Source organism: Rhodopirellula sp. SH410, from assembly GCF_055811895.1.
Map to the genome: position 1 here is coordinate 3,430,317 of NZ_CM147949.1, position 20,816 is coordinate 3,451,132.

Below are 20,816 nucleotides of genomic sequence, written 5' to 3' on the forward strand. Positions count from 1 at the left end.
AATCCGATTAAGTTCAATGGTACCAATCACCCGGCGGCAACGAGCGACAGTCCCGTTGAAAACGCCCGACGTCGCCGATCGGTTATGCGGAATGAATAACCCGAACCTGCTTAGCGGCCGAACATCCTATTTCCCGGTGCCGCGCATGGTGTACTCCAATGAGAATTGGCTTTTGGGACGTGTGAGGTATTCATCCAGTACCGGCGAATAGGTCTGAACCTCAATCTCGTTCTTGCCAGGACGGAACGTCATCATGCGCAAGAAGCCGCTTCCAGCCTTGATCTCTGGAAGGTCCCAGTACCAATAGTCGGCCTGAACCTGATGGACGGTGTTTCCATGCTTACCCTTGCTGGTCAGTCGATTCTCCATGGCGTGCCCCGAGAGAACCAGAAAGATGTTCTTATGACGGCTGACAAATTTCTCCCAGATGGATTCTCCCGAGTTGCCTTGGACCGCGTAATGGTCAACAGTCGCCCGTTGCGCTGTTTTGCTGGTAAGGTAGGCATGTGTGACAACGATAGTTCGGCAGTCAGGATGCTGCGAAACAACCTGGTTTGCCCATTCCAGCGTCTCGTCGCGAGGTTTGAATTCGAGAGCGACAATCAGGAAATTCATCCCGCCTGCTCTTAGAAAGAGGTAATAGTTCTCAATCTTCCCTTCTTTGTGGAAATGGACGCCTTTCTGCTGTCCGAAATGGGGGCGATACAGAGGATTGTCGATGAAACGCGATGGAGCGAAATAGGTGTTAAAACCACTCTCACGCGAATGACTGGTGCTTCGGTGTTGCGGCGAATATCCCATGTCATGATTTCCCGAACACAACACATAGGGGACGTGATCGTCAATCACCTTGAAAGCGGCATCCGCTATCTTCCACTCTTCATCGTGATCGGTCTGAGTAACGTCTCCAACATGCACCGCCATGACGATGTTCATCTTCTGCTGGTTCTGCTTGATCCACTCCGTCTGTTTAAAAAAACAGGAACGTTGATCGCCAATGCTTGGCCAATGTTTCTGAGTTTCCTTATGCCTGACATCAGCATAACCCTGAGTATCAGGCAGAACGATCAGGGTGAAGAAATCAGAATCTCGTTCAGGTCCGTCCTTCGTACGAACGGTCCGCTCTTCCGCGTCAACAGGAGAAAAGCTGGCCTCATTGTCTTGGCCGGACGAGGAAGTGGGCTGGCAACAGGTAAACACCAGTAGGGCGCACACCTGCCATATCGAACGCTTCAAAATATTTCCTTTATTGACGGCCGTTTACGCCAACGAACCGAGGACGACCGTCGGAAGGCGGTCCAGGTAGAGAGAATGGTCTCGCAAGAACGCAGTATACACGGGGGCCATCAAGACGCAGGGAAATTGGGGACCGGCAAGCAGCAGGGGCTTTCGATCGGCAAAAGCAATTGTGGCGATGGTAATGGGCCGAGCATCACCGGTTTCGGCCACAGGTACTCGTCGATGAAGCGAGTTTGGACTCCTTCAGTTCATTTTCATCTGAGTTTGTGGTTTCGGCCCGATGTGGCGGCGATTTGGGGCGATGAAGAGACGCGTCTCGGCATTGGCTGATGCCCTGTCCCCACTGCCGAATGGTCACCATCACCGGCTCCGTCAACAGCAGTGCCACCTGCGCCATTCCGTTCTCGAGTAGGCACGGCGGCTAACATGGCTAAAAGATCGGCACGCGTAATCACTTCGCGGGAGTCGCCCGACACTCCCCGGGCTATGACATCCAAGGTATGGGCCAGCGGCTCAGCGACCTCATCGACAAACGCACGATTGGATCTGGCAAATTCAAATGATGTCGCCAATACTTCGTCGGGGTCCGATTCGAGCGATTTGTATCCCAGCCAACTCGTGTAGATCACTTCCGTCGTTTCGCTGAACTCTAGGAGGAGCTCCTTTGCAACTAGCTGACGCTGCTGGACAGTCGACAGAAACTCGGATTTGTCCGCTTGTTGGCCGCGCCTTTCAACCTCCTTTGTTCTTGGCGGATTGTCGTAGTCGGGGCGCATCGTGGGGCACTCGCGTTCGATCAATCGGTGCAACCAGACTCGCATTCTCTTTATCATCAATTCTTCGAAGTGCATATAGGAGGAAAACGCAAGATTGCACCCTCACTCGCCAGCCATTCTCCGCTAAAGAGAGACTCGCTTTGAAAAGTAGGCATTATGAATATGCCTCACGTGATGTATTCAGGGTGACTAAATGCGGCGATTGGACTTCGCTGATCTGATCGATAGTGATTCCGTTGAGAACGCTCCAAGCTCGTATTGAGTTGAATCCCTGCAGTCGATCCCATTTCATCTGGGCCATCGATTAGTGAAAACAGAGGATGGCACGATGCGACGTCACTCGTATTCGCCGAGGTGCCAGTCTTGCCTGTCGCAGCCGATTCAACGCAAAGCCATTTTCAGGCCTCTCCAGTGGTGACGTCGTAGATCGTGTCGGTGTCGCAGACCCCGTAAACCTCCACCGCGTCAAAGCAAAGTGAAAAATCGTGACAGTGAAAATTGGCAAATTCCAACTTTGATTCCGACACAGAACAGATGGCCTGGGGTGTCTTTCACCAGATCATCTTCAGGATTCTGCAAGCATCTTCACTCGGCAGCGTGCGGCATCATCAATCACATCAGGTCGATCGCTTGGGCGTGTAGTCGAGATCCGCGATGCCAGCCCTCGTCTTTTTCTGAGGTTTTCTTGGTGCTTTCAATCGTCGTCTGGCGAGATATCGTCTGCTGACTGTTTCATGGGCGAGCCTCGTCCGCCTAGCACCTTCGACCTTGTAACGCCGCGAGTCTTCAAATTCCATCACAGGAGCACGCGAGATACAGAACACAGTCGTGACGGTTGTCAAGGTAAAAAACAACGCGACAGACACCACGGAAATCCATCCCCATGATGGTCCAATGAATGCTGGCGAGGACGCCTTGGTGACCCGCTCGTCGGGAAGCAATCGGGAACTCATGTCGATTGAACCAAATCCCAATCCAGGGTCTTCGGCACGCGACAAGTCAAAGTGAATTGAACCATTCGTCGCTGCCGATTCGGCCTTCCGATAGTCAACCACCTCAAGCCGACTTGGTCCCCGCGAGTCTCCCTCGGACGATGCGGAATCAGTCTTGGGCACCTCTCTGGCGATCGTGTTGCTGACAGGCGGAATGCTTGATCCAGACAGCGAGAACACCGGGTTCGCTATTTCTGGCGAGTCAAGCGATCCGTCAATTTCTAAAACCTTAGCGTTGGGGTAAATCGCATCTCCAACACTTGAACTCCAATCTGAAACAGTTAGCACATCATCGACAGAGAGTTCCCGCCCCTTGCTCACCCGTGCGCTCTTACCCAACCCGGTTGCGGCGATTGTTTGTGTTACCGATGATCTTGGCGCAGTGGCCTTATCGCCATCTGAAGCATCGCCTTCGACAGATGCTGCGATGTGAACGACGTTCGGTGTCGAAGCAATCACGTTGCTCGCTGCGATTGCAGGGGCCGCTGCGACTGCGGAACCGTCTGACTGCGACCGAACGAGAGCTCCCTCATCGGCCGAAGACGTCATGTGACTGTTTGGCGAATCAGTCGCGTTTTCGGCGACGGCAGTCTCGCCAGCAAAAGCCTGTGAGAATGCTAGCGTAATGAGAGTGCAGCAAGCCCACTTTTTAATCATGATTGCCTCGCAAGGGGTAAATGGCATGTTGATATCCGCCCACGTCTTATACGATGATGTCAGGTACGATCGACCAACAAGCTAACGCTGACAACGATCGAGGTCAGAAATGATCCTTCGCCTTGGCTGCCACTCCCCGGATGCATCGCTCGTTCGCATCCAGGCCATGGCAAGAATGGGACTGGGAACGCATTCGTCCAGTGCGATTGCACCGTTAGACATGCCACGCACACAATTATTGCTAACTCGCGTGCATCCCCGTCCTATCTCAGCCAACTGTTTTCCAGCCCGCGTCTGGTCTTCTTCTCTTGTTGGAACAAATTCAGGGCTCTCCTGCGAAGCGTACTGAATGAGAATGTTGGTAAGCGGGCACGTACATCGGGATCAGGTATTGACGTCTCGGCCACACTGGCGGCCTTCGAAGGGCTCAAGCCGCATTGGGCGACGCTGCGACCTCGAACATCCCTCTATTACCCATCTCGCTTTACTGGATTCTCTCTCTGGACTCATCTTGGGAATCTTTCCCCTACTATGAAAGACATGACCGCATTTGCGGTGTCACGCAAAAAAGGATGGAATCCTGAGAAAAGGAGAAGTGATGCCCAGTCGACTCTCTCGGTGCTTCGCAGCCATGAGCCATCAGCCAGGCGAGCGGGATTTTCAACGCATCGCGATGGGGGGCGGGAGTTCTCGTTATCCGAATGCCATCCGGGGCGGATTGGAGCGGCCGGAGGAGCGGCAGAACACTCGGTCGGCAAGCAAATTGCAGGGAAATCGTTCGGTCACGCATCAGCCGAAAGGCGACTTCGGCGGGTGGCGGATGCGTCCTCCATCAGCGAGCGATGACGGGCCGGTGGGGCTGGGATCGACCATGATTCAGCGCGCCGCGGCGATGGGGCGCCTCGCGACGAGTCGAGCCGCCGGTCGACATTGGGCAGCAATTGACTCCCACCACCGGCGACGTTACGCGTTGGGATCTTACGTATTACCTACCGCGACGGCTTCAGTGAGCTAGCCCACGGCCGCACAGACGATCCTGCATCGCCAAAGAATGCTCGCTCTGGAAGCGATGCCTTTTCTGGCACCGACTCGAGGGTCGCACGCTAACGCCAAGGAACGAACTGAAAATAAGTGGCCGAACGCTCCGCGGTCGGAATCATCGACCGCGGAGCGTTCGGCCACAATTTCAGACAGTAATTTTCCGCTCGTTCCCAAATCGTTCGCTGTGCGGTTGGTTTCAGCGGGAATCGTGGGCTTCTCGGGCGAAACCGAATCCATTCTCGATTTCCTCCCAAAAAAACTCAAGGTTTTACGTGACATCCCTGAGTTGTCCCTGTCCATCCACAATAGGAGCTGCGGTGCAGCGATGGCCGGCAAAGATGCGCCGACTGCCGGAGGGCTTCAATCATCAACATTCTAAAAGCCGTTCAACCGACGAGGGCCATGCATCACGATTTCTAAACTTAATCTTCGGAAAATGAAGCATTCTTTTCGTCCAAGCGTGGCGTTTGACCACAAGGCCTGTCTAGTTAGATTGGGAAAGAAGAGCCGATCTGTATTTCGACAAAATTGGCGGTCCGTAAGCGAGCTTCTTATTACACGCAAATCTGGAAATGGCGGAAGCAATGGGTAGAGGAAGAAGGATCGGATTCGGTGTGGAGCGACTGAGTGATCGCGTCTTACTAGCGGCGGACGGATGGAGCAGCGAAGTGTTGTACCCAACGAATGACTCGGTTGCGCTGGAGAGTGCTGACTACTTGCGTTCACTTTCAGAGCAGTTCAACGTATGGAAGACGATTCAGGGGTCGAGTTTTAATCCCTTCGGACCACCGGATTTGGTGAAATACAGCGGCTTCAATGCAAGTCTTGATCTGCGCTCACTGGGTGATCAGTGGTCCAACGCTGAGATCTTGGGTGGGGAGTCTTCGTTGGGTTCGACATTGCGAGTCCTCACGATTGAGGGTGACGTCAAAAACGAACGCATCTACTACCGAAGCCCTGAGGGGGTTTCGGGGACCGATGAAGTTTCGGTGGTTGCCCGTGCAACGGATGGTCGTATTCTTGTTGCGTCAGTTCAAGTGTCGGTGAGCGACAAGGTGCTTGGTGGGCTCTTGAGCGACTCACGTGAGCTCAATGGCGAAATCACGACAGCGATTGATTTTTCGGCAGACGTGGAACGCGACACACCGGATGGTTTCAGCTTGGCCGTTGCATACGATGCGTCTGTCGTGCGTCTTGTCGGTGTGACCATTGGTGCTTCCTACGAAACATTGCCGGAGTACCGAGCGGTTCCTCGCGAGGCGGGTTCAAATCTGGCCGCGGTCAAACTCAATGGCAGTTCCATCTACGGTGAGGGAGATGGGAAGATTGCCGAAATTCAGTGGGAGAGGATAGGCGAAGGTGATCCCGCCATTCGTCTTGAACCTTCCGTCAGCTGGCAATTGTATAGCGACGCAGGCGAGCTTACCCCCGAAGTTGTCAACACGGAAAATCGGTTCACCAACTCCGCGGACGTGGATGGCAATGGGGAGATCACCGCATTGGACGCTCTTCGAGTAATCAATTCGCTCACCGAAAACAGCTCGAATAGTTTTCCAGGAACCGAACGGATCAACGATGCGTCAAAGCATTCTTCGGTGAACGACGTGAATCGTGACGGTAAAGTGACGACGTTGGACGCATTGATCATCATCAACATATTGGGCCGAGAAACGACCTTCCAAGTAGGCTCTTCCTTCGCTTTGTCAGCGGGATCGGTTGATAGCGTATTTGCAAATCAAAGTGATCGTGATGATGAGCAAGAGCGGGGCGGACTCTTTTAGACGGTTCGCAGTCGGGGAATAACTCGGTGTTTTGCCAGGAGCAAAATGAAATGGTTCTTCAGTTGGTTCAGTTGTTTTTCATCACCGCATGCTTCGCGTTTAGCGTGTCTGCAGGTGGTCCAGACACGAAGCGGTCATCTGCGGGAGCAGAACCAACCGAACATGAAGTCACCGTCGAAGACGTCAAAAAACTTTTGCTCAGGCAACAACTTCGGTGTCAACCGGGAGCGTTTGGGCGCGTGTCGCTTCTGGCGTTCGACGAGGTTCGGACTGCGATTGGTGTCAGCAAGCCGGCATACGAGAATCTCGCAGAGCAGGTGAAGATACTCAAGGAGAAGTCGCACCAAGAACTATCCAGCTTGACAAAGGATTCAACAGGTCGACGGCGGGAACTTACCGAAGCCGATATCCTCGTCGTCGCGAAACTTGTGGAGGGATGGATGGCTGAGATTGACGTTCAACTGGAATCCACCATTGAAGATAAGCCAAGGAGCGACTTATTGGCGATTCAGTTTGCTTTGCTTGGGGCGGAGGTTTTTACCGATCCGGCGTTCCAAACGCAGATCAAGTGCTCCAAAAAAGAACGTATTGATATCGAAGATGAACGGAACCGATTTCTGAAAGAGCATTTTGCAACAATCGATCCGTTAATCCCCGTACCCATTCCGGAACGGGGACCCCAAACCGCAGTCTCTTTGGCTGCGGAATTAACGGATCGTCTGACATCGTCCTGCGATATGGCGACCAGGCAAGAAATCGAGAAGTTGAAGACACGTGGTAGTGAATTGGTGAGTTTACTCGAAAGGCTGAGAGGTTCAGCTAGCTCGCCAATTGCAACCCCAACTAAGGAATGAAAGTATGAAGGTTTTTGGTTGTGTTTTGGCAGCGTTGCTTTGCTGCGGCTCAGCACTTGGAGATGATATTGATTGTGGCCCGGGTCATGACTACGACGCAAACGGTGATCTGTTTTTCAACTTGAACTCCGATATCAACGCTGTCTTTGCGAAGCTCGGCACCAGTGATTCGCTGGCAGATGTTAACGGTGACGGAACCGTCACGACGCTGGATGCATTGTTGATTATCAATGCCGCAAACCGGAATTTATTCCAGCGCGATGGCAATCGATTCGATTGCAACGGCGACGGATACGTGACGGGACTTGATGCTCTTCATGTGATCAATCTCATGACGCTGTACACCAATGGCGGTTACCCGCCACCAACGAACTTTCTTGTGTTTCATAAGTGCAGCACGAGCTACGTCGATGTCAATGGCGATGAAGTGCTCGAGTATGCTGACTCACTCGAGGTGATCAATGAGTTGAACCGGCTTCAGGCCTTGAGAAGATAGACGCCTGTGGGCGTGGTGGTCCAACTGGGCTACCACGCTTTTTTTAATGCCGCTCCGCTATCGAACGGTCGGTGGCAGTCCGTCTTCTGAAGAAGGGGTGACTGGTTGGTTCATCGCCAGCGGGATGCGTTGATCGGGGAGCTTCTGATTGGCTTCCGCTTGCTTGCTTTGTGGATGTGTATCCGCAGTTCCCGGCAAGGGGCCAATCATCCCCCAATTGATAGCCGGTCCGCGGTATTCTGGCGACGGGGATTCTTGATTGCCAGCGATAGCTTCATCAACGCTATCTTGCCACGGCCTGGTGTGTTGTTTGGGCGTCAAAATTGCAGCGATATCGATAAACCCATCTCGCTGAGGTGTGGCGTGATTGTTGGCATCGGATTCGATTTCGTCAGCGTCCCGTTGCGGGCTGAAGACTTGGAGTTGCAGCCGAAACTTTGATTTGAATGTCTCCACGAGCGCGCCCTCCAAGAACAATGCCTCGTCGTAGAACAAACCTGCGTGCTTGGACTGCCGTTGGTCACGGTCCTCTTCTGCCCCCTCTTCATCAGAGTCCGTGTCATCGACGGACGATGAATCATCTCGGTCCACCGATTTCGCACCCAGCGTTTTGCCGCCTTCGTCGGGCCAATCGATTTCGTTCCAGTCGTCTGTGTGATTTCTCTCGTCTTCGCCGCGTTTCGATCGCCACCAGTCATCCTTGTCTCGCCGTTGCCAATGGGCGTTGGGATCGTCATCACGAAAGAAAGGGGTGTAGGAAACTAGCGCAACGGAATTGTCATCCGACGTTGCCTCGTGGGAACCGTCTCCCGAATTTGGCAATGCATTAGCGGGCGGTGTCGATGCCGGAAGCTCCGCTGAGGAATCGGCGGGCGGATCCAACAACGGAGGGGCTGTGCGGTCACCCGAGTTGACGTTCGTCGCACTGGGCAGATCGAATGCGGGCGAGGTGATGTTTGGAGTGGGAACCGCGTCGCTAGAGCCGAATAGCAAAACCGGGTCACGTTCCCAGGTAGCCGGAACGACTTGGATATGAACCGGCGCGTCCGTGCTGCCCACCACGAAAGGAGCCTCCAAAAAGAATTGCTCAGCACCTCCGAATGGAGTCACGTTCGACGCGACTCCGCCCAGATTTCGCAGGGACGACCCGTCAATTTCCGCGTCGAGTGTCCTGCATGAGAAAGCTTCATTCACTCGAACGCTTCCCGTCGGCTGAAGATTCTCGCTGAACTCCAAATCCACCCAGGCTTGATACAATCCGCCATTGCCAATGTCGGCTGGATTATCGGACGTCAGATCACGCATATCTTGCACGAAAATTTTGGCGAGATACTCGCCTCCGGCTTGTACAGCCTCGACGAGTTGGTCTTGCAAGTCACGAATTTCGACGCGAAATCGAACGACGGGGGTATCGCCCAACTCGTTCATCGGCGGAGTGATTGATTGGATGGCAGAAGTTTCGGCCCGAGATTGGCCGATTTGTTCCAGCATGCCTTGAGCCTGTGCCGTGTCGAGACCATTGGCCGAGGCGTCGCCCTGCATATCCGGGGACAACGCGGACGCGTTGGCGGTCAGCGCGATCCGAGGCTCCATCACCTCGAAACGCAGGATGCGTGTGTGATTCACGGTGCGAACCTTTCTACGTTTTGCTGCATGCCCGCCAATGCCTCGTGATACCGGGGCTCACCGGGACGACGCTGGACGAGCGATTGCATTAGATTGCGGGCTTGGATCATGGCGTGACGAGCTTCTTCGTCGCGTGTCTGCTGGTGCAGCAAGCGACCAAAATTATTATAGGTGATTGCGAGTTCTTCCGCATAGGGAACGGTCATCGGCATCACTTCGATGAGGTCACGGAAATGCTTGACCGATTCCTCGTAGGCGGCGATCGCGTCGTCGGGTCGCTCCAAACGGGTCAGGAGCGAAGCTTGGTTGCTTAGACTCATCGCCAAGGCACGCATGATTTCGTGGAGTAAGCTCCCAGCGTGCTTAGTGTTTTGGCGGGCAAGCGGGACGCTGACGCCACGGAGTGCCTCAATTGCTTTTTGGTTCAGCACGAGTGACTGTTCAAGATCATCGTCTTGCCAGAGATGACTCAGGTTGTTCCAAAGCATTGCCCGAATCAGCGTTATCGATGGATCGCCACCCGCTTCCTCCGGGAGTCCGTCGAGGGCGAGTTCAAGTTCATGTTTTGCGTGTTCGTTACGATTCATTGATGAGAACAGCAATCCGAGATTGCCACGTACGGTCGCCAGGGTTTCGGGACGATCCAGGTCCGTGAGTCGGTGAATCGCGTCCTGATAGATCGATTCCGCCTCAGCGGTTTCTCCGTGTTCGGCGTGCAATATTGCGATGCTGTTCAGGCAGTGTGCAATATCGTGGTCGCTAGACGGCGACGAAGGCAAATCGACCAAGATTTCAAAAGCCCGTTCGTAGGTCGCCAAGGCGCGCCGACCTCCTCGATGATTTTTGCGGCACGAAGATGGGTCTGCGCCAGCTCGTGTTGAAGTTCATCAGCCGATCCGATATCGTCGGCAAACCTTTCATAGTATGTCAGCAAGTCACCGACGAGTTCCTCACGCAATAATTCCGCGCCGGCGATACCCCGCAGTCGTTCGGCTGCCGTCAGCCCAAAGTGATCGAGCACCTCTCGAGTGTGCCGGAAATTGGTATTGGCTCGTTGAAGATTTCGATCGGCGGCAGAAAGATTTCGATCGGACTGCAGCAACGCCGATTCAAGGGCTGTCTTTTGCTGTGCAAACTTGGCCATCGCCAACATTGACATTACCAATGCGAGCATCACCGCGGCGGCGGAAACGGCAACGCTACGGCGGTGGCGCAGCGTCCATTTCGTCATCCGATCGGCGAGCGACGGTCGTCGAGCGAGAATGGGGTGCCCCGCCAGCACACGCCGCAGGTCTTCGGCGAGGTCGCTCGCGGTGAGGTAACGCTCCACCGGTTCGGCCGCCAACGTCTTGATCAGTACGGTTTCCAGGTCACGCGAAACAAGCGGATTGAGACGTCGCACATGGGCGTGATCCCCCCCGTTGAAGCGTTCTCCACGCAACATCTCGCAGAGCGTGACGCCTAGTGAATAAATGTCGCTGCGATGATCCACGAGCGCGGGATTGCCTGTCGCCTGCTCCGGGCTCATGTAGCGAAGCGTGCCGACGATCGCACCACTCCCTGTAATTCCACTCCGGTCACCTTCGCTGGTTTGGCGGCAACGCGCCAATCCGAAATCGGTCACCCAGAGTTTGCTATCTTGGTCAACGATCAAGTTGGAGGGCTTGATGTCTCGATGAATCACACCGTAACGGTGCGCGTGGTCGAGCGCCTCAGCAGCCTGCAGGGTCCAGCGGATGGCACGCGGGATCTCGAGTGGCTCGTCATAAATGAACTCATCGAGCGAGCGTCCATGAATCAACGGCATGCTGTAGCAATGGACCCCCTCCTCGACACCTGCCCCGTAGATCGGCACGATATTCGGATGGTGTAGGCCACCGGCGGCTTGTGCCTCGATCATGAATCGCGCGATCTGTTGCTGATCCAACGTGACCGAAGTCGGCAGGATTTTTAAAGCGACAATTCGATCGAGGGAAATCTGTCGTGCTTCGTAGACGATCCCCATTCCGCCACGACCGATCTCACGCCGGACTTCAAAATCGCCAATTTTCCGGGCGACCAGACTTTCCCAATTCGCCGCGGCAGCCGGGAAATCGCATTCCGGTGAAAATCCATGAAGCGCGTCCAGACTGGCGAGCAACCCCGGTAACCGCTCAGCAACTGAATTGTCTGCGTAGCGATGCTCGCACTCGACGAGGAAGTCGCGGTGCGAGATCGCGCCGGCCGAACGACGCTGCAGATACTCATCGAGAAGGATCAGCAGTCGTTCATCCGTCGTGGCATGCTCCAGAATCATCGTTCCTTCTCCACGTCGAGTGTGTCTCGCAATGCTTCGACCGCCCGCAGCCACAGCATCCGCACCGCTCCATGGGACCGCTCCATCCGCTCGGCGACTTCGGGGAAGTCCAAGCCTTCGATGCTCCGCAGCATCAATACTTCGCGATGGTCCTCACTCAACTGTGCCAACGCATTGGCGACACGAGCGCTACGCTCGTGGTCGGCCAGTTGCGCCCCAACGGAAGGGTCATTTGCGACGAGAACCGTTTCGAGTCGGATGGAGGACTGGTCCATGCAGTTGCCGACGGCCTCGAGAGAAACTTCCCTCCGGACATCACGAACCTGAGCGTCAACATGCGTTTGGATCAACGTCTGGATTCTTCGCGTCAGGATCGCCCTCAGCCAGGTAACAAACTCGCCTCCCGTGGTGCCGCGAAATTCGGAGAAACCGCGAGCCGCGTTCAACAAAGTTTCTTGGACGACATCCGATTCACTCGCCCGCACGCGTAGGCGAGCACGGATCTGCGAGGCCGCCAATAATCTCATGTAGTTTTGGTACAACCCGAACAGCGTGCTCAGAGCCGCCGCGTCACCCGCTTGGGCGGCTTTCAGCAGACTATCGACGTTCGTGTAATCGGAGTTTTTTGGGGGCGTATCCAAAAATAATCCCTGGCACAGTTGGCTTGGCATGAAAAGCGGTTCCCGGTCATCGTAAAAGCCACGTGCTTCACGCAGTCAAAATTGCTGGGCGTCTCGCGACGTTTTGAAAATCCAGAACTCTCGTAACTACTCCCACAGCAATGGGTTGCGTCTCATTGCCAGTGGCAATGTCACCAGGACTGCTTGCGGAGTGAATGCAAAACCTTCTGCATATTAGACTGGATTGACGATGGATTGTCACGCAAAAACTGGGAAAGAATGAGTTGCTGAGCGATACCGAACTGTTTCCTCGTCGTTGCCGACCTGCGATGAAGACGGGGCCGCGTGGAAGATTCGAGTCCTCGGGGAGCTGCGGGGGCTCGTTGGTATCGCCCCCGTTGAAGTGCTATGTCCCCCTGTATCTGCTCTATATCTCTTGAAGTGCTATGTCCCTCTGTATCTGCTCTTTTGAGGCGCACCTCAAATGTCCAATGATTTTGTCATAAGGCGTCCTGGACCGTGTACAGTCCGCCGAAGTTGAAATGGCCCCAGCCTTCCTTGGATTGATCAACGATCCGCAGGAATAGGCGACGTCCGATTAGCTGGTCCGTCTGGATCAAGTGAGATCGAAGGAAATTGGAGTCCGACGCGTTTTGCACCCGCATTACTTCGCTTCCGGTTACGGAATCGATGAGCGCAAGGTAGAGCCTCTTGTCGGCGCCACCGGAAATCGTCACGTAGTAGGACGCCTCAGTCACCTCGAAATCCGGCGACCGAATTTGGCCGATACGCGAGTCGTCGAAACCTTTTTGGAGCTCGGAGGTACTCACGAAGTAGTCATGCAACGAGTTGAAATCACTTCGCTTCGAATTCGTGAAGGGGCCGGGGAGATTTCCCGATTCGATTTTCCACCCTGCACGCACGCTCGCGTCATCAAGCGACCATAGCGGCTCGCCGAGCGTCGGCTTCGGCAACCATTTCAACCGAGCGATCTGCAACCCATCGAGTTCCGGCGTCAACGCGACAATGAAGTCCTCATCGTTATGATGGATAATCTCCGGTGCAGCGACAGCCAAACGCGTTGCCAAGTATCGTTCGTCCTGGTTAATTCCGAACATCTTGGGATCGTCCGAATGATACACCGTGGAAATTCCGTTGGTTCCATAATGCTGAGTACGAAAGAGGTAGAATTGCCCGTTTCGCTGCACAACGTGCGGGCACTCCGCAGAGAACTTCCCCGTTGTCGTGAGACCTCCGAACGAGACGGTCGTCGAGTCGCTCCAGGTTTTGAAGTCTTTCGTGGTCCGAACGTAAACGGCTCCTTGATCATTTGGATATGCCGTGTAGTAGGCATGCCAGACGTCCCCGACTTTCAGCATGGCTACATCACGAGTGTTTGTGCCGTCCCCTTCTGTGAACATGGCGGTCTTCCCCGAGGGTTGGATAACACGTTGGAACAGCTTACCGTCATCACTTACGGCATGACAAATATTGTTCCAGTCTCCGTAGAACATGTGAAACTGTCCCCCTTCGCGGACGACGTGCGGTGCCTGCAGCCCGCCGGAGACTTCGCCGACCGATGGATCCGATTCCATCGCAATGCCCATCGGTTTCCAATCTTGCTGAGTCAGGTTTTTTCCTTCCCAGCGATGAAATAGCCGCGTGTTGCCGCCACACTTCGTGCGTCGAATGCACGACCATGCTTGCCAGGTTCCGTCCGCTGCCTGCCAGACTGCAAAGTCGACCGGCTGTTGATTCGAACCTGTGTATTCACCGAGGTCAGGATTACCCGCAATGCGAATCCACGGGCCCTGCACGGTCGGAACGAGCACATCGTCGGCGATGGTGACGCTGGCCAAAAGCAACGAAACCAATAATGCGGAAAGGTAGTGGGGCATGAGGAATCTCACAGGGGAAGGGAGGTTTGAAAGTGGCTCAGTGCACCACGATTCGATTTGCTGAATCTTTTGGGGTGTGCTGTACCGCAAGGACGATTTCATCTCCACGGGAGCGCGACCAGTGTTCTGCTCACGGTGTCGCTTTAACAATCGGTTCGTGGGCAAGGATTGCTCGTTGACTGCGATTCGAATCATTCCGACATTTTTCCTCCTGCTCAAAACCAACAAATCCCGTCAACGATTCCAGCAGCACCGGAAACAGCGGGGTGTCGGCCGCTCGGGTGATCTCCGGATGAAACTCAAGGCCGATTTGCTGAGCATCACCGTCCGCAGATCTCATCGCTTGGCGACAACGCTACAATACAATATCTAGCTTGCGAGGGTGCGTGTCCCTTCGCCGTCGCGCGGCCAGCGACGCGGGCTGAGACTCCATCGCCAGACAAGAAGTTCCGAAATATTTTATTAAAAACCGTTTCGGTTGACGTCGCCGAGCCGACGATCCCTCATTTCCTGGGGGGGAGCGTTGATCCCGTCGGGACGAGAAATTAGACCGCCCGACCGCACCACATCATACCAGTTCGTCCTTCGGGGTCAACAAAATGCAGAGATGCATGCAGTTGAGCCTAAACGATCCTGATCGGTTGCTCTGATTGGCGGCCAGTTGATTGGCGGCCAAGTTGATTCGGTAGTCGCTGAGCTAGGGCGAGATGGCGATGGGAGGCGTCCGCTTCAGCGAATGCACTGCGTGTTGCCCATGAAATATTCGTTCAAGAAGGCTTGCCGTTGGTCGCTGGGCGTTCTGGAAAACTCCACCATGGCGTAGAGGCGTTGTTGATCACGGCGTGTTTTTTCTTGCAGGACTTCGTCGCCGAAGATTTCTGGCGAGAGTTCGCCGACTAGCTGAAAGCACTGCGGTGTTCGGGGGCCGGCGACGACGTTGTGGCGGTCGAGCATGGCGAGGGCGGTTTCCAGGCGATGGTCATGGGGGCTGACGCGTTGGAGTTTCCGGTTGAGCCAATCGAGCCCATACGCCTGGCAGCGCTCGGCATCCTCGGTGAGGCAATGCAGCAGGCGATCGTAGAAACCGGCGTCCGGGTTTGCCCAGGCGATGAATTGCATCTGAGTCATCAAATCGGCTTGATCGTAGAGCCACACACAACGACTCGGTTGACCATCGCGACCGGCGCGACCGACCTCTTGGTAGTACGACTCGATCGAGCCCGGTGTCTCGGCATGCACGATCAAACGAATGTCTTCCTTGTCCACGCCCATCCCGAAGGCTGGCGTCGCGAGCACCGTGTCGACGTCACCGCGCATGAATGCATTCTGCATGGAGCGGCGTTGATGGCGGGAGAGATCACCGTGGTAATTCACGTGGTCGATGCCGGCCGTCCGCAATCGATCACTGAATCGCTCGAGCGTTTTGATCAGCGAGAAATAGACGATCGTGCCGCCGGATTGGTGGTTCGGTGCGTTCCAAATCTCGGGATCTCGCAGTGCCGAAATCAAATGCTCGAACTTCTCGTCCTCATCGACCACCGACTCGACCTCCATGGATAGATTCGGGCGATCAATACCGTCGTGAAAGAGTTCGATATCGGCGGCATCGATGCCCATTTGCGAGTAGATATCGTCGCGGCATTCCGCCGTTGCCGTGGCGGTCAGTGCAATGGTGGTCGGGTTTCCGAGCCGTTGGCGAATCTCCGCGATGCGACTGTAATCAGGACGAAAATCGTGTCCCCACTGACTGACGCAGTGCGCCTCGTCAATCGCCAGCAAGCGTACGTTTCGCGTCCCGATCATTTCCAGGAACTCGGTCTTGCGAAACCGTTCTGGGGTCACGTAGAGCAACCGGTACTTGCCTGCGGTCAACTCTTGCTGCCGTTGCAAACGAGCCGCGCGATCCAGGGAAGAATTGATCAAGGTCGCGTCCACCCCGCGAGCTCGCAGCGAATCGACTTGGTCCTGCATCAATGCCACCAATGGCGACAATACCAACGTCAGATCACCGTCACCGGGCTTCGCCCTCAGGGCTGGGATTTGGAAGCATAGCGATTTACCACCACCGGTCGGCATCACCACCATTGCATGGCGGCCAGCGGTGACGTGGTCGATGATCTGCGCCTGGCGGGCGCGAAACGACTCGTAACCGAAATACTTGCGCAGAATCTCTTGGGCTTGCTGCATCGGTTGTTCTCTACAGCTTGAAGAAACGCATCGCGTTTTCGCTTGTCACATCCGCGAGATGTTCTGCGGTCACGCCCCGCGTGTTGGCCAGGCAGCGCAGGGTGTGCTCGACTCGCGCGGGCTCATTCGGCCGTCGGCCGCGCAGCGGTTCGGGCGACAAATACGGGGCGTCTGTTTCAACGAGAAGACGATCTTCGGGCACGAAGGCGGCGACTTCGCGTAGATCGTCGCTCTTTTTGAACGTCACCATACCCGCGAAACTAATCATCAGCCCCAAGTCGAGGCACTGCCGCACCTCGTCCATGTTACCGGTGAAGGAATGCATGACGGCGGCGGGTCGTTGAGATTGTTCGCGGAGTTGGCCGATGATTAGGTCCGCACTCTCACGCATATGAATCACGACGGGGAGATCCGCACGCACGGCCAGATCCAGGTGCCGCTGGAAGAACTCATGTTGCATCGCGATCGGTGTATCATCCCAGTAGCAATCCAAGCCCGTTTCGCCGATACCGACGACACCCTGACGCGAGATCAGCTCCTCGATCAGTGCAAAATCATCCGGTGCGGCCTCGGCGGCGGAGTTGGGTTGGATCCCGACGACGGCGTGCAAGTATCCCGGATGCAGCGCTGCGAGCTCGCACGCACGGCGACTCGTCGCGGCGTCAATTCCGATCACAGCAATGTGTTGCACGCCATGCTCGCGAGCACGACCGACAACATCATCGACCGCGCCCTCGAAGATGTCTGAGTTCAGGTGCGCGTGGGTGTCAAACAGGCGGAGGGTCATGTGTAAACTGCGTTGGGCTCGATCGGGAATTGGTGGTGGCCTATCGCTCGGCGAAAGTTGCGAGGAACGATGTTGATCGTGGAGCAGGTCGATGGGATCGAGTTATCACCGCGATCGTATCCATGTGGCGCCGGACCGACGGCGCAAACCGAACTCGCGATCCTCACTCGCTCGATTCGTCCTCGTCGACTGGCGTATCAGACGATTCCAATTTATCCAACAACCTAGCTCGCAGCCGATTGCCGAAATTGGAAACACTTTGATCCGTCTTCAGCGTCGCAATGGCTTCGGCGATGTCGCCATCGGCTTCGCTCGCCCGGGCTGCGTTATAGACGGCGGCATCGTGCCAGTAGGACTGTTGTTCGTCGTCGAGCACACGTTTGGTGAACCAGTTATTGGCGGTCTCGAATCGACCGTCATCGTACTGCAGCAGCGCCAGCCAGTAGGTCGCGGTGCGTTTTCCTAATCGCATGAAGGTCTGCATCTGTTGCAGTCGGGCATCGTACTCGGCGGGGTCCATGCCTAGTTCACGGCGCAGCCCGTATTCATTTTGCAGCTTGACGTTGATCCGCAAGTCATCGATTTCATACTCAGGGGCGCGTTGTTCGAGATAGTGTGTCCGCGCGCCTTCGATACCGGCAATTTCGTCATCCACAAACTGACCGGTGAGATGCCGCCAACGACCGAGCGCGAGATTGTTGTCTTGAGATCCCGAAGCCTCGAGGACTGCGAAACGCGAACGATACCAGAATGCGAAAGCGGGGTCTCGATCAGCCATCATGGCCATTCCCCGCGCGTAGATTTCCGCGAGCGTGGGCATCTCCCAAATCCGCACGTCGGCGATCCCGGGCACGGCATCGAAGCGTTTCGCCCAATTGTCAGCGTCGACCCACAGCACCATGCGACGATCGCCCGTCAAACCTGATTCCAGCTTCTTCATCCGCGCCGAGAGGGTCTCGGGACGCAGGTTCAGCAGCGCCACATTTTGAGCAATATCCGATTGCGACAACGGATAATCGAAGTAGCCAGCAACATTGAGTCGCCGCATCACGGAAGGGTCCTTCCGCGCCTGGGCCAACGTCGCGACACCGACTTGGTCCGGGCCGGGGATAGGCAGGCCCAAGCGAGGTTCGAACAAGAAGATGTGCTCACCGATAAGCGCGCCGACGGACCACGGATCTCGCGTACCGGTCTCATCGGACTGGGTCGCCAGGACAGCCGTTGGGATACCCGCTTGCAGGCATAATTGAGTGAAAACGCCACATCGCTGCAGCCAGTCGCCTCGACCTCGCCACAGCGTCTGATAGTCGGTTTGGCGAAATCCGGGGCCTTCAAACGGTATTCCCGGTGGCATCGCAGGCACGGGAACCTGTGGCGGCACGGGCATCTCGACCGGCTCGAGTGCGATGTTACGGGTTGTCCAGTCGAACAGCCTCATCGCTGTTTGCAATTGGTCAATTTCACTGATCGTCAGCGGGGAGGTGGGCTCGCGATCGCCTGGCTCACCACCAGCGTCGCTCGCCGCCGCTCGCAATCCCGCCAACCATTGCGAATGGATGGGGTCATCCCGCAGCGGTGTATCGATCCAGCCGACGACATGCCGGTAGAGATTCGCATCTCGCAGCAGCGGCACGTCCTCAACGGTGAATTCAGATCGTGAGAGGGCGTCAACGAGCAGTTCTGGATCCATCAACCCATCGAGTGTTTTGGAAATCGCCGGGGCATCGGCGTTGGCCACGGCGTCCTGACCCGCATTCGCCCGGAGCCATTGATTGAGGTGATAGGCGATCTGTTGGCGTGCTCGATCCTCGTTGAGCTCAACGTATTGGTTCAGTAGCGAGACGGTTTCGCCCAAATGGTCCTGCTGCGATTGCTCCTGCACCGCGACTTGACGCTGGGCCAAAACCCGCTGCATCTGCTTCGAATCGTCGTGGCAACCAGTGAGGCAAGCAGCGAGGCAACACGCCACGAACATCATGCATGGGGAGGAAACGGTCGATCGCATCAGCACGCTAAACAAGGTCAGAAGGGAAGCGGTAGGACGCAAGTCCCAAGCCGCTTAATCGGGGAGAAGTCGCTACCGTCGCCAGGCGGTGAGCAAAGATAAAAAGTGTCCATTCGGCCACGCTACCTCGATTCGGCACATCAAAAAATCATTGGGCATGATTCGCCAAACCACATCCCCAAAAGGGCCGCGTTGGGCGAACGTGTACGGGGCCATGCCCACGCGTGTATACGTAATGACTTGATCGATTGTGCTTCTAAGCCATGCTCTGGCGAGCGTAGCTACAAAGCTCGGAGGCTATTCATAGTTCTGCGACTGTCTCTCGCAGCCGCAGCAACCGGTCAACCAACCCGCTGAACTGATCCAGTGGGATCATGTTCGGGCCGTCGCTCGGTGATGTTTCCGGTTGCGGATGGGTCTCAAAAAACAGCGCATCACACCCGATCGCTACGGCTGCACGAGCCAAAGGTTCAACCATTTCCCGATTTCCGCCTGTTGCGCCCCCCAAGCCGCCGGGCTGCTGCACGCTGTGGGTCGCGTCGAAGACGACAGGAACCCCCAGTGCCCGCATGATGGGAATCGACTGCATGTCATTGACCAAGCGTCCGTAGCCGAAAAAGGTGCCGCGTTCGCAAACCAGTATCTTTCCGGCAGTGGCTTGCTCGTCCGTTTTCACGCCCGCTGTTTGCGAAACCCCGCTGCCGCGAAGTTTGTCGACGACGTAGCGCATGTCCGAGGGGGCCATGAATTGGCCCTTTTTCACGTTGACGCACCGTCCCGTCTTGGCAGCGGCGACCAGCAAATCGGTTTGTCGGGCCAGGAACGCAGGGATTTGCAAGAGCTCACAAACCTCCGCCGCCGCCGCCGCTTGCTCGGGAAGGTGAATATCGGTCGTCACGGGCAATCCACTGTCGGCCCTGACCGCTTCGAGCAACCGCAGCCCAGCGTCAATGCCAGGTCCTCGTTGAGCCGCCAAACTGGTGCGGTTCGCTTTATCAAACGATGCCTTGAAAACCACGTTGACATCGGAACGCTCGTTCAGCCGAGCCAATGTCTCGCCAATTTCCAAAGCAATCTCACGGGTCTGCAAGACGCACGGACCCGCAATCAAGAGCAGCGGCTGAGAATCGCCGCACAGGTATTTACCAACCGAAGCAAGCATGGGGGAGCAGAGCAGAGTGGGAGGGAGTGGGTGAGGGTTAGAGAGTCGCTTGTGCTAATCATGTGAGCGAATTATGGGTATCTTAGGCGGCAGGCACGATCGCGTCCGCCCCCCTGAACCCCGAACCCCGAACCCCGAACCCCGAACCCCGAACCCCGAACCCCGAACCCCGAACCCCGAACCCCGAACCCCGAACCCCGAACCCCGAACCCCGAACCCCGAACCCCGAACCCCGAACCCCGAACCCCGAACCCCGAACCCCGAACCCCGAACCCCGAACCCCGAACCCCGAACCCCGAACCCCGAACCCCGAACCCCGAACCCCGAACCCCGAACCCCGAACCCCGAACCCCGAACCCCGAACCCCGAACCCCGAACCCCGAACCCTGAACCCTGAAC

General features: G+C 56.0%; 16 protein-coding genes. 3 read left to right on the forward strand and 13 right to left on the reverse strand.

All coding sequences use genetic code 11. The features are described 5' to 3' along the window. Nucleotides 1-126 precede the first annotated feature (126 nt). The 3 genes from SH410x_RS12585 to SH410x_RS12595 form a co-directional block, all read right to left on the reverse strand. The gene (locus tag SH410x_RS12585; RefSeq protein WP_473676839.1) at nucleotides 127-1,236 is read right to left on the reverse strand and encodes a metallophosphoesterase; all 1,110 of its coding nucleotides are present in this window, start codon (nucleotides 1,234-1,236) and stop codon (nucleotides 127-129) included. A gap of 257 nt (nucleotides 1,237-1,493) precedes the next feature. Further along, nucleotides 1,494-2,060 (reverse strand): hypothetical protein, encoded by a 567-nt coding sequence (locus tag SH410x_RS12590; protein ID WP_473676840.1) that lies wholly within the window; start codon nucleotides 2,058-2,060, stop codon nucleotides 1,494-1,496. A 572-nt stretch (nucleotides 2,061-2,632) separates the two neighbouring features. After that, nucleotides 2,633-3,691 (reverse strand): hypothetical protein, encoded by a 1,059-nt coding sequence (locus tag SH410x_RS12595; RefSeq protein WP_473676841.1) that lies wholly within the window; start codon nucleotides 3,689-3,691, stop codon nucleotides 2,633-2,635. Between the two features lie 1,586 nt (nucleotides 3,692-5,277). Here SH410x_RS12595 and SH410x_RS12600 point away from each other — a divergent pair. From SH410x_RS12600 to SH410x_RS12610, 3 genes are all read left to right on the forward strand, one after another. Beyond that, complete coding sequence (locus SH410x_RS12600; RefSeq protein WP_473676842.1) at nucleotides 5,278-6,486, forward strand: dockerin type I domain-containing protein; 1,209 nt, start codon at nucleotides 5,278-5,280, stop codon at nucleotides 6,484-6,486. Nucleotides 6,487-6,557: 71 nt separating this feature from the next. Next, complete coding sequence (locus tag SH410x_RS12605) at nucleotides 6,558-7,340, forward strand: hypothetical protein (protein WP_473676843.1); 783 nt, start codon at nucleotides 6,558-6,560, stop codon at nucleotides 7,338-7,340. Nucleotides 7,341-7,344: 4 nt separating this feature from the next. Next, nucleotides 7,345-7,836, forward strand: coding sequence for a dockerin type I domain-containing protein (locus SH410x_RS12610; RefSeq protein ID WP_473676844.1), 492 nt, complete (start codon nucleotides 7,345-7,347; stop codon nucleotides 7,834-7,836). A gap of 57 nt (nucleotides 7,837-7,893) precedes the next feature. Here SH410x_RS12610 and SH410x_RS12615 read toward each other — a convergent pair whose 3' ends face one another. The 10 genes from SH410x_RS12615 to kdsA form a co-directional block, all read right to left on the reverse strand. Next, nucleotides 7,894-9,462 (reverse strand): hypothetical protein, encoded by a 1,569-nt coding sequence (locus SH410x_RS12615; protein WP_473676845.1) that lies wholly within the window; start codon nucleotides 9,460-9,462, stop codon nucleotides 7,894-7,896. After that, nucleotides 9,459-10,280: a tetratricopeptide repeat protein gene (locus tag SH410x_RS12620; RefSeq protein WP_473676846.1), complete on the reverse strand. Its 822-nt coding sequence runs from the start codon at nucleotides 10,278-10,280 to the stop codon at nucleotides 9,459-9,461. Before SH410x_RS12620 ends, SH410x_RS12615 begins: the two co-directional genes overlap by 4 nt. After that, the gene (locus tag SH410x_RS12625; protein ID WP_473676847.1) at nucleotides 10,196-11,758 is read right to left on the reverse strand and encodes a serine/threonine-protein kinase; all 1,563 of its coding nucleotides are present in this window, start codon (nucleotides 11,756-11,758) and stop codon (nucleotides 10,196-10,198) included. The genes SH410x_RS12620 and SH410x_RS12625 overlap by 85 nt, the downstream gene beginning before the upstream one ends. Beyond that, the gene (locus SH410x_RS12630) at nucleotides 11,755-12,399 is read right to left on the reverse strand and encodes a sigma-70 family RNA polymerase sigma factor (RefSeq protein ID WP_473676848.1); all 645 of its coding nucleotides are present in this window, start codon (nucleotides 12,397-12,399) and stop codon (nucleotides 11,755-11,757) included. Before SH410x_RS12630 ends, SH410x_RS12625 begins: the two co-directional genes overlap by 4 nt. 479 nt (nucleotides 12,400-12,878) lie before the next feature. Beyond that, nucleotides 12,879-14,276 (reverse strand): glycoside hydrolase family protein, encoded by a 1,398-nt coding sequence (locus tag SH410x_RS12635; RefSeq protein ID WP_473676849.1) that lies wholly within the window; start codon nucleotides 14,274-14,276, stop codon nucleotides 12,879-12,881. A 130-nt stretch (nucleotides 14,277-14,406) separates the two neighbouring features. Beyond that, the gene (locus SH410x_RS12640; protein ID WP_473676850.1) at nucleotides 14,407-14,616 is read right to left on the reverse strand and encodes a hypothetical protein; all 210 of its coding nucleotides are present in this window, start codon (nucleotides 14,614-14,616) and stop codon (nucleotides 14,407-14,409) included. A gap of 389 nt (nucleotides 14,617-15,005) precedes the next feature. Beyond that, the gene (locus tag SH410x_RS12645; protein WP_473676851.1) at nucleotides 15,006-16,463 is read right to left on the reverse strand and encodes a RecQ family ATP-dependent DNA helicase; all 1,458 of its coding nucleotides are present in this window, start codon (nucleotides 16,461-16,463) and stop codon (nucleotides 15,006-15,008) included. 10 nt (nucleotides 16,464-16,473) lie between these two features. Continuing rightward, nucleotides 16,474-17,250, reverse strand: coding sequence for a TatD family hydrolase (locus tag SH410x_RS12650; RefSeq protein WP_473676852.1), 777 nt, complete (start codon nucleotides 17,248-17,250; stop codon nucleotides 16,474-16,476). 163 nt (nucleotides 17,251-17,413) lie between these two features. Further along, the gene (locus SH410x_RS12655) at nucleotides 17,414-19,255 is read right to left on the reverse strand and encodes a tetratricopeptide repeat protein (RefSeq protein ID WP_473676853.1); all 1,842 of its coding nucleotides are present in this window, start codon (nucleotides 19,253-19,255) and stop codon (nucleotides 17,414-17,416) included. 301 nt (nucleotides 19,256-19,556) lie between these two features. Continuing rightward, nucleotides 19,557-20,417, reverse strand: coding sequence for a 3-deoxy-8-phosphooctulonate synthase (gene kdsA, locus SH410x_RS12660; RefSeq protein ID WP_473676854.1), 861 nt, complete (start codon nucleotides 20,415-20,417; stop codon nucleotides 19,557-19,559). Nucleotides 20,418-20,816: the final 399 nt, after the last annotated feature.

Coding starts and splice junctions, on each gene's coding strand:
- SH410x_RS12595 (WP_473676841.1), bottom strand. CDS start 3,691: ATGCCATTTACCCCTTGCGAGGCAATCATGATTAAAAAGTGGGCTTGC.
- SH410x_RS12635 (WP_473676849.1), bottom strand. CDS start 14,276: ATGCCCCACTACCTTTCCGCATTATTGGTTTCGTTGCTTTTGGCCAGC.
- SH410x_RS12655 (WP_473676853.1), bottom strand. CDS start 19,255: ATGCGATCGACCGTTTCCTCCCCATGCATGATGTTCGTGGCGTGTTGC.
- SH410x_RS12625 (WP_473676847.1), bottom strand. CDS start 11,758: ATGATTCTGGAGCATGCCACGACGGATGAACGACTGCTGATCCTTCTC.
- SH410x_RS12645 (WP_473676851.1), bottom strand. CDS start 16,463: ATGCAGCAAGCCCAAGAGATTCTGCGCAAGTATTTCGGTTACGAGTCG.
- SH410x_RS12640 (WP_473676850.1), bottom strand. CDS start 14,616: ATGAGATCTGCGGACGGTGATGCTCAGCAAATCGGCCTTGAGTTTCAT.
- kdsA (WP_473676854.1), bottom strand. CDS start 20,417: ATGCTTGCTTCGGTTGGTAAATACCTGTGCGGCGATTCTCAGCCGCTG.
- SH410x_RS12650 (WP_473676852.1), bottom strand. CDS start 17,250: ATGACCCTCCGCCTGTTTGACACCCACGCGCACCTGAACTCAGACATC.
- SH410x_RS12610 (WP_473676844.1), top strand. CDS start 7,345: ATGAAGGTTTTTGGTTGTGTTTTGGCAGCGTTGCTTTGCTGCGGCTCA.
- SH410x_RS12590 (WP_473676840.1), bottom strand. CDS start 2,060: ATGCGAGTCTGGTTGCACCGATTGATCGAACGCGAGTGCCCCACGATG.
- SH410x_RS12600 (WP_473676842.1), top strand. CDS start 5,278: ATGGCGGAAGCAATGGGTAGAGGAAGAAGGATCGGATTCGGTGTGGAG.